We start from the raw sequence: 7867 nt of genomic DNA, 5'->3' as shown, positions 1-7867 counted from the left end.
GGGTTCGAATCCCACACCCTCCGCCTGATAATCGTGGTGTTTACGCAGCTCAGCCCCCGATTCCCGTCGGGGGCTGATCGCTGATGGGGGGGCTGGTGGGGTGACTACCCAGCCCCGTTGCCCTTGATGGATCGAAGCGGGGCGATTGGCTGGGTCTGCTGCTCGGCGTTCGCCTGCCACAGGTCCCGCACCGTCTCCTGAATCTTGGAGAGCTTCACCCCGTTGACCTCGACCTGCTGGTCGACGGCGACGACAGCGGCGATCACCTCGCGGGCGCTCACCTGTTCGCTGCGCAGGTTCTCGTTCTCCGCGGTGAGGGCGCGGATCTGCTCGCGCAGGCCGCCGATGACCAGCCAGCCCAGCCAGGTGAGGCCGGCGATGGGGAACGTCACCCCCACGATGAAGCCGAGAGCGTCGAACGGCGGGGCGAGTGTGAAGCTGGTGAAGCTGTGCAGCCCCCGGGCAACGATCGCGACGGCACCGAGGGTGAGGACACCGCCGGCAAGCGTGCAGGGGACGGTTGGCGGGCGCTTCGAGTAGTACATGGTGCGATCAACTCCCGTTCGGTGGTGATGGAGAGGTGAACGGAGGTTGGGTGTCGCGGTCCCCCACCTCCCGTGCCGTTGCCCGCGTTCGCGCTGCGGGCCGGGAAGGGCTCAGGCGGGTCCGGGCTCAGGGTGCTCAGTGCGGGACGCGGGTAGGTCACCGCGGGCGCGCAGCTGCTGAAGCCGCTGGAGGGCGGGCCAGGTGACGTCGCCGGTGGTGGCCGCGTACAGCTCACTGTGGTGCCCGGTGTGCCCGGTGCCAGCGACGGTGTTGATGGCCTGGTCGGTGTGCACTGGCGGTGTGGGGCAGGGCCGTAGCGGTGCGGGTTGCCGGTCGGCGGTGGGTTTCCCGGTGCGCCGGTCGGTGATGGTGCGCACGACGCCGCGCCCGTGGTCGGGGGTGGCGTGGTCGTCAGGGTCGTCGGCGCATTCCGGTGCGGGTGCCGGCTGGTCGGTGGTGGCCGGTGTGGGGGTGAGCCCGGGGAGCAGGGTGCTGGTGCCGGCGGCGTGGCCGATGGTGGTGGGCGGGGTGTCGGCCGGCTGCACCGTGGTGGCCGCCTTGGCCGGGTCGGCTGCGGGCTGCGTGGTGGGCGGTTCGGTGGTGGTCTCGGTCGGCGCGTCTAGCTCGATGGTCTCGGCCGGCTGGGTCGGGGCCGGGGCCGTGGTCGGGGCGGTCGGTGCCGGGACCACCACGACGACCGGCGGGACATCAATCACCACCGGCGGCACGTCGGCCACGACGGGCGGCACATCCACGACGGGCACGTCGACGACGGCCGGCGGCACGTCCACGGGCACGGAGACGGGCGGCACGTCGATGACGACCGGGGTGGTGGGCCGCTCCGGCTCCGGGTCGGTCGGCTCGGCGGTGGCGGGTTCCTCGCCGCGGGGCTCCGACTCCGACTCCTGCTCGGTCGGTTCCGGCTTCTTCGTGGGCTCCGGGTCCGGCTCCGCAGTGGATTCGGGCAGCACCTGGTCGACCACCTCGACGGCGGTGTCCAGCAAACCCCCCGGCTGCTGGGTGTCGTCGGCGTGCGCGGCGGTGCTCATGGCGAGGCCGATGACACTGCCGGCAATGGTGAGCCCTGCCCCGATGGCGAGACGCCTGATCCTGCTGTTCACTGCGCCCACCACCCCCCGGTGTGTTCGCTGTCCGGTTCCCCCCACGGGACCGGCGGTGCATTGGTTCTACCAGCAACTATTGCCGTCGGGAACTCATCTTCGGTTTGGTTTTCCTGCGAGCGAGTGACTTATCTTCATGCATTCGGCGGTGGCTTGCACCGTGCAACTTGCGGATGGTGACCGAAAGGTGAGCCCATCTACTGATCAACTGTCCGTTCTGCGCCGACTACCGACGGGTATCTGTGCGGCATCTGAAAACACGAATGCCAGATCACCTACAGGGCGTGATCACGACGGGGCATGTGTCTACCGACTGGCGTTGCGGACCTTAGCGAACCGGTTCCACACCTTCCGGCCGAACCGCAGCCGCGACCCTGAGCCCTTGCACCGACGGCACAGGCGCCACACCTTCGAGTCCTTCCGGGCGAACTTCCCCCGCCCCTCACACTTGCCGCACTTCGCGAACGGCCACCACGCGCACGACGCGGCGTAGCCCAGAGCGGCGACTGTCAGAGCGGCCAGGAGCCAGCCCCACGGCAGGGGGTGCTCGGGGGTAGCGGTAGCGGCGGTCAGGGCGTCCACGATGCCTCCAGGGGCGGTTTCAGGGGTGTCTGGGGTGGTGCCGCGACCCGCGACCCTCGACCGTTCGCGCTGGTCAGAGGGTCGCGGGTCGAGTCGCGGCGTCGCGACCGGTCGCGCGACCCGCCGCGACTCATCGGGTGATCGCGCGGCGCTCGATCGCCTCGTCAACCTCGCGCCGACGGCAGCCCTTGAGGGCGATCCCGTCGACCTTCACGTCCACCGACGGCACTCCCTCGGCGCGGACCAACGCGCTGATCGACTCGGCGGACTCACCGGCGTACTGCTCCGGCATGTGCTCGGCGAGCAGCTCGGCCAGTCGCGGCCACTGCACACCGGGGCGGCCGACGTACGACCACACCCGGATGACGTCCGCCAGCACGTCTCGGGCCTCGCGGGTCGTGTCCTCACCAGCGGCCATCCCGGTCAAGGTGCCGGCCTGCTCGCGGATACGCCGCGCGACCAGCAGGATCTTCTCCGCGTCCTCCGCGTCGGCGAGGAACGTTCGCACGGTGGGCGTCTCGTCGGAGGCACCGCGCAGGATGCCGACGCCCTTGTAGGTGGGCAGCAGCAACGACGAGTCGTAGCCCTCCGAGTAGGCGCCGGAGCCGAGGACCAGGTCGCTGACCTGCCACGATCCGGTGCGCAGAGCGAAGCGGACCTGATGGTTGTCGCGGAAGCTGGTGAACTTCTGCGCGATCTTCTGCGTGCCGACGCCGCTGGGCTTCTGGGTGGCGTCGAGCACGATCACCCCGGCTGCCGGGGCGACCTTGACGAGGAACACCAGCAGCGAGGCGATCTCGGCGTCCAGATCCGGATCGCCGGTGTCGAAGTACTCCTGACACTCGTCAATGATCACGACGCGTACGGGCATCTTGTACTTCGGGTCGCGGGCGATTGCCCTGGTCAGCTTGCCTTCGGGGCACACGTCGACTGGCAGCTCGGACAGCCGCTGGTAGCGCCACTGGACGTCGGCTTTCAGCTCCCGCAGCGACTCGACGAAGATGTCCACCGGGTCCCCGTCGCGGGACATGGCGAGACCGAACGCGCATCGGTGAGCGACCAGGCGGAACTTCCGCCAGTCCGGCGAGCCCTTCCCGTCGAAGACGTCCAGCCTCACGTACGGGTCGAGGGCGGCGTAGAGGCCGAGCGCGCGGGCGGTGAAGCTCTTGCCCTGGCGGGGCTGGGCACCGACCAGGATCGACGTCCACATCATCGGCAGGGAGACGAGCTGCCCGCGCTCGTCGAGGCCGAGCGGCGCCGGCTTCCAGATGTCCGTCTGCCGGCAGCGCAGCAACGGGGTGCGACCTGCGGGAACGGCCAGCGGGTCACGGTCGGCGACCCACAGGTAGTGCGACCGGTTCGACTCGGGGTCGCGGGTGAGGAACACCTGGGACACGGACACGTCGAGTCCGGACGCGAGCGCCTCGCGGGCCTTGATGACGTCGCCGAAGCCCTTGCCGTACGGCAGGACGACCTTGACCCGGCCGCCCTCGCCGTCGCGTTCCATCCGAGAGAGGAACCCGATCGACTGGTCCGGCTTCGTGGGGTTGCCGAGGCCGGCGGCGTAGTACGCCCGCAGCACCACGTCGGAGTTGATGACCCTGTACCGCCCGCGTACCACGGCGGGCGTGACGATCGGCATGGTCGCCGGCCGCCCGTAGTGAGCGAGCAGTGGTACGAGCGCGACGCCGACGACGACGAGGATGTACCGCGGGGCGACCGCGAACAACACACCGCCGGTGATGGCGAGGGCGACCAGTTCGATGAGCAGCATGACGCCGCGCGCGGTACGGCGGGTGGCGAGCTGCTGCTCGATGACGCGACCCTCCTTCAGCTCGTCCTTGCTGGACGCGGACGTGGCGGCGGACTGGAGCAGTGCGTTCAGCTCGGGGTGCCACGCCCAGCGGATGTGCCGCCACAGGAGCCGGAACGCGCCGACCACGGACCACAGCAGCGCAAGACTGGCGTACCGCGGGCTGCGTACCGCGTGGTACGCGACGATGTGGCCGGCGACGGCGGCCTTGTGCTTGACGGCGGCCTTGACGTTGTCCTTGCCGCGCCACTGGGCGGGGATGACGGGCTGGCGGGTGTTGTCCTTGGTGACGAGGTCCACGTAGACGGGGCTGCGGCTCGGGTCCGGTTCGTCGTCGAGGGCGATCTCGTAGTGGGTGTCGAGCAGTTCGTCGTCGGCCACGGGTCAGCCCTCCTTACCTGCGCGCTTGTGCTGGCCGATGGCGAGCATCGCCGCCGAGCAGACGATCATCAGGCCGTCGATCGCCAGAGGCCCGACCGCCGCCGACCAGGCGTCTTCGCCGTAGGAGCCGATCAGCCCGTGCAGGTGCTTGTAGGAGATGAACGCGGCCACGGCGGCGACGAGGGACACGCCACCGAACCGCATGACCTTCCACCGCCAGCCGGCGGGCCACATCACCCGGGAGATGACCTCGACGGAGACGACGAGGGCGATGGGCCAGAACGCCGCCGAGATGATGGTCCCGATGGGCGGGGTCCACGTGGACCAGTCCACGGTCCGGCCCGTCAGCGCGGCACGCTCGGTGACGGTACGTACCACCTCGGCGGACGGTGTGAACGAGTGGGCGATGTTCGCGGCGGTGGACGCGACGACGCCGAGTCCGAACCCGAACCGCGCCCACCCGAGCCCAGCGGTTGACGGTGGTACGGGCGACTGTCCCACGGCCTCCGGTACGACCGGCTGTACCACGTCCGCTGCACTCGGCGCGGGAGGCCGGTTCGCGGGCGGGGCGGTACGCCGCGCTGGCTTCGGCGCGGCGGTACGTACCGCAGGCTTCGGCGCCGGCGGCATGGTGGGTGTACCGCTGATGGTGGCGCGGTACGCCTTGACCGCTTCGGCGGCCATACCGCGCGACCCCCACGACTCGGGGGCGGCGGACAGCGGCTTGAGGGCGAGGACGGCTTTGTCGATGGAGCCCGGGTCGGCTCCCTTGTAGTGGGCGGCCAGTTCGGCGACCATCGCCCGGACGGCGGGCCGTAGACCGTCGTCGGTGGGGCTGGACGGCGCCGGGTCCGTCTCGTCGAGGATGTCGGGTACGTCGATCACGCGTTGGCCTCCTGCTTCAGCTTCAGGTCGGCGAGGGTGGGGGCGGTGGTGGTGGCGGTGACCGCGGCGACCGGCTCACGGGCGTCGAGCAGCACCGGGCGCAGCGCGTACCGGCGGCGGACCTCCCGGTAGCCGCGCCGGGCCAACCGCCAGGCACGAGGGCTGACCCACACGGTGACGGCGAGCAGCGCGACGAAGAGCAGCCGTGCCGCGCGGGCGAGCAGCTTCACCAGTTCCCAGAGCGAGCGGCCGATGAGGGCGAGCAGGAACGTGCCGGTGCCGCCGTTGCACCCGCAGGTGCCGGAGATGCTGCACATCAGCGAGTGACCGCCTTCCGCTGCGGGCTGGTGACGGCGCGGCGTGGTACGGGGACCGGCGAGGAGGTCGTCTCGCCGCCGAACGCGTCGCGCAGGATCACGATCCCGGCGACCACCGTGGCGAGCATCGGCACCCCGCCGACGGCGATCAGCGTCGCGGGCGGCTGGCCGTCCACGGCGGCGTACAGGGCGATCTCCCACGCGGCGGTGAACGGCATCGGGGCGAAGATGGCGGTGCAGAGGCGGGCGCTGAGCGTGTTCATCGGGCACCTCCGGCCTGGGCGGTGGTGACGCACATGCCGGCCGCGCCGATGTCACACGGCTCGTGGGTGTGGTTGTAGCCGAGCGCGAACGCGGCGGCGACGGCGCACAGCAGAACGGTGCGCTTCACGAAACGGTCGATGGCGGGCATCACTTCACCGCCACGGTGTCGTAGTAGGTGGCCCGGTCCGCGCCGACGTGCAGGTAGATGTCACCGTGGTCGCCACCCTGCGCGGTGACGATCCCGTGGGCGGTGGTGGTCGCCTCGTCATCGGTGGTGGCCGTGAAGGTCTCGCTGTGGGTCTTCGTCTCGCTGATGAAGACGTCGACCCGGTACAGCTCGGTGGGCTGCGCGGACGCGGCCTCGTCGGGGATCATGCTCATGGGTCAGGACTCACTTCCTGGTCAAGGCCCTCGGTGTGCGGTCGAGTCGCGTACCGGGGGCCGCCTTAACTTCCTGGGTTGCGCTGCTGGGGTCAGCGGTCGTTCCGGAGGGTCACCGTCCGCCCGCACTCGCCGCACATCGCCTCGGTCTTCGTGGCGTCGCTGACCATGCGCAGCCAATCGGTGCTGTTGCCGCACGGGCAGCGCAGTTCCTGGCAGCCCCGGTAGACGCCGCCGTTGCCGAACACCGTGCCGAACTTGAACCTGCTCATCACTGCTCCTGTCGCGTTGTGTGGGTGGAAGCCGATTCGGCCCGCCACCGCCGGAGGTTGAGGGTTGCCATCGCCCCGTAGGACACGCTGGCGACGATGAAGCCGTACTGCTCAGTGACCAACGCGTACGCCAGCCAGAGGGCTTGGACGGTGAGGCTGACAGCCCAGCCCTGCCAGAGCCGGCGGCCGGTGAGCCACCATCCGGTGAGGCCGATCAGGGTCAACGCCCACGACCACCACTGCTCGGCCATCTCGTTCCTCCTGAGGCTCGCTTGCATGTTTGTGTGTCTGATGAGACGCTAACCCTCGAACCCGTCCTGTGTCAACTGAGACAAGGAGCTGATAGCGTGATCACCGTGCCTCGCCCGAAAACCGTCTACACCGACGAGCAGCAAGCCCTGCTCGCCGCCGCCATCGAGAAGGCGCAGAACGCCGAGCGCGCCGAGGACGAGGCGTGGGAAGCCATCAAGGCGGCCCGGGACGCGAAGGTGCTCGACACCGACCTGACCGGCGACGCCACCCCGAAGCGGTTCAACCGGGCCACCCTGAACAGGAAGTACGGGTCTCGGCCAGCCTGATCCGGGTACAGCGAAAGCGGCCCTGCCACCTCCGATCTGGAGGCAGCGGGGCCGCTTCGCGTTTCAGTTGACACACTCTTACCCACCCTGTAGTGTCTCATGTGAGACGCAAACAGGACGGCAGGGGGGCGGACATGGCGAACATCGGATGCGAGATCTGCGGAGCCGACAACGCCTGCACCGTCCCCGCCCCCAGCGGCGGCACCATGGACGCCTGCCAGCCCTGCGAGGCCGACGAGATCCGGCAGGCCGAGATCGACACCAACTGGGAGCGGATGCTCAACACCCCGCTGATCCCGCTGCCCGCCTGACCCCAGACAGCACGAAGCGCGCCCCCGCCACGAAGGCAGGGGCGCGCAGTGCGTTACAGCAGGGTCAGGCTGGCCGGTTGATGCCCACGCACACGATGAACGCCACGATCACCGCACCCAGGATCGCCGTCTGCGCCAGCGTCATCGACCGGCGCACCACCACCCCGGCCGGTGTCGGCGAGATGGACGCGGCCGTCCACACCCCGCGCTCAACGATCACCCGGTGGCGGCTGCTGCGCGGCGTCACCCGGAACCCGGCGGCCGTGGCGGAAGCGACAGCGGCGTCCATGGGGACCTGCCACGAGCCGGTGTAGACCCGGCCGCCGGTGAACGGGCCGGTGTCCGGGCGGGTCGGGTCGGGGGTTGCGGTCATGGCACGCTCCATCGACGCGGGGTGGTGGCTGGCACTGTAGCGG

13 protein-coding genes are annotated in these 7867 nt (G+C 70.1%); 2 read left to right on the top strand and 11 right to left on the bottom strand.

Annotated features, from left to right (window positions below):
• Nucleotides 1–104 precede the first annotated feature (104 nt).
• From QSK15_RS32225 to QSK15_RS32180, 10 genes are all read right to left on the bottom strand, one after another.
• A complete protein-coding gene (locus tag QSK15_RS32225) occupies nucleotides 105–545 on the bottom strand; it encodes a hypothetical protein (protein ID WP_285797815.1) in 441 nt (146 codons plus the stop codon).
• Between the two features lie 111 nt (nucleotides 546–656).
• The gene (locus QSK15_RS32220) at nucleotides 657–1667 is read right to left on the bottom strand and encodes a hypothetical protein (protein WP_285797814.1); all 1011 of its coding nucleotides are present in this window, start codon (nucleotides 1665–1667) and stop codon (nucleotides 657–659) included.
• Nucleotides 1668–2379: 712 nt separating this feature from the next.
• Complete coding sequence (locus QSK15_RS32215) at nucleotides 2380–4443, bottom strand: cell division protein FtsK (RefSeq protein WP_285797813.1); 2064 nt, start codon at nucleotides 4441–4443, stop codon at nucleotides 2380–2382.
• Between the two features lie 3 nt (nucleotides 4444–4446).
• Nucleotides 4447–5328 (bottom strand): DUF2637 domain-containing protein, encoded by an 882-nt coding sequence (locus QSK15_RS32210; RefSeq protein WP_285797812.1) that lies wholly within the window; start codon nucleotides 5326–5328, stop codon nucleotides 4447–4449.
• A complete protein-coding gene (locus QSK15_RS32205) occupies nucleotides 5325–5645 on the bottom strand; it encodes a hypothetical protein (RefSeq protein ID WP_285797811.1) in 321 nt (106 codons plus the stop codon). The genes QSK15_RS32210 and QSK15_RS32205 overlap by 4 nt, the downstream gene beginning before the upstream one ends.
• A complete protein-coding gene (locus QSK15_RS32200; RefSeq protein ID WP_285797810.1) occupies nucleotides 5645–5908 on the bottom strand; it encodes a hypothetical protein in 264 nt (87 codons plus the stop codon). Before QSK15_RS32200 ends, QSK15_RS32205 begins: the two co-directional genes overlap by 1 nt.
• Nucleotides 5905–6057, bottom strand: coding sequence for a hypothetical protein (locus QSK15_RS32195; RefSeq protein ID WP_285797809.1), 153 nt, complete (start codon nucleotides 6055–6057; stop codon nucleotides 5905–5907). Before QSK15_RS32195 ends, QSK15_RS32200 begins: the two co-directional genes overlap by 4 nt.
• Nucleotides 6057–6290: a hypothetical protein gene (locus QSK15_RS32190; RefSeq protein WP_285797808.1), complete on the bottom strand. Its 234-nt coding sequence runs from the start codon at nucleotides 6288–6290 to the stop codon at nucleotides 6057–6059. Before QSK15_RS32190 ends, QSK15_RS32195 begins: the two co-directional genes overlap by 1 nt.
• Nucleotides 6291–6382: 92 nt before the next feature.
• On the bottom strand, nucleotides 6383–6562 hold the full coding sequence (locus QSK15_RS32185) for a hypothetical protein (protein ID WP_285797807.1): 180 nt from the start codon (nucleotides 6560–6562) through the stop codon (nucleotides 6383–6385).
• Entirely contained in the window at nucleotides 6562–6813 is a 252-nt protein-coding gene (locus QSK15_RS32180) for a hypothetical protein (RefSeq protein ID WP_285797806.1), read from the bottom strand. The genes QSK15_RS32185 and QSK15_RS32180 overlap by 1 nt, the downstream gene beginning before the upstream one ends.
• Before the next feature lie 96 nt (nucleotides 6814–6909).
• On the opposite strand from QSK15_RS32180, the gene QSK15_RS32175 reads away from it, so the two are divergent.
• On the top strand, nucleotides 6910–7140 hold the full coding sequence (locus QSK15_RS32175; protein WP_285797805.1) for a hypothetical protein: 231 nt from the start codon (nucleotides 6910–6912) through the stop codon (nucleotides 7138–7140).
• 134 nt (nucleotides 7141–7274) lie between these two features.
• Nucleotides 7275–7451, top strand: coding sequence for a hypothetical protein (locus tag QSK15_RS32170; protein ID WP_285797804.1), 177 nt, complete (start codon nucleotides 7275–7277; stop codon nucleotides 7449–7451).
• A gap of 64 nt (nucleotides 7452–7515) precedes the next feature.
• Here the strand turns inward: QSK15_RS32170 and QSK15_RS32165 are convergent, their stop codons facing one another.
• Entirely contained in the window at nucleotides 7516–7824 is a 309-nt protein-coding gene (locus QSK15_RS32165) for a hypothetical protein (RefSeq protein ID WP_285797803.1), read from the bottom strand.
• Between the last annotated feature and the right edge of the window lie 43 nt (nucleotides 7825–7867).

Origin of the sequence: Micromonospora sp. NBRC 107095 (assembly GCF_030269705.1) — a bacterium.
GTDB classification, from domain to species: domain Bacteria; phylum Actinomycetota; class Actinomycetes; order Mycobacteriales; family Micromonosporaceae; genus Micromonospora; species Micromonospora parva.
The sequence above is the reverse complement of the archived record's forward strand: the minus strand, read 5'-3'. Positions and strand labels throughout refer to the sequence as shown.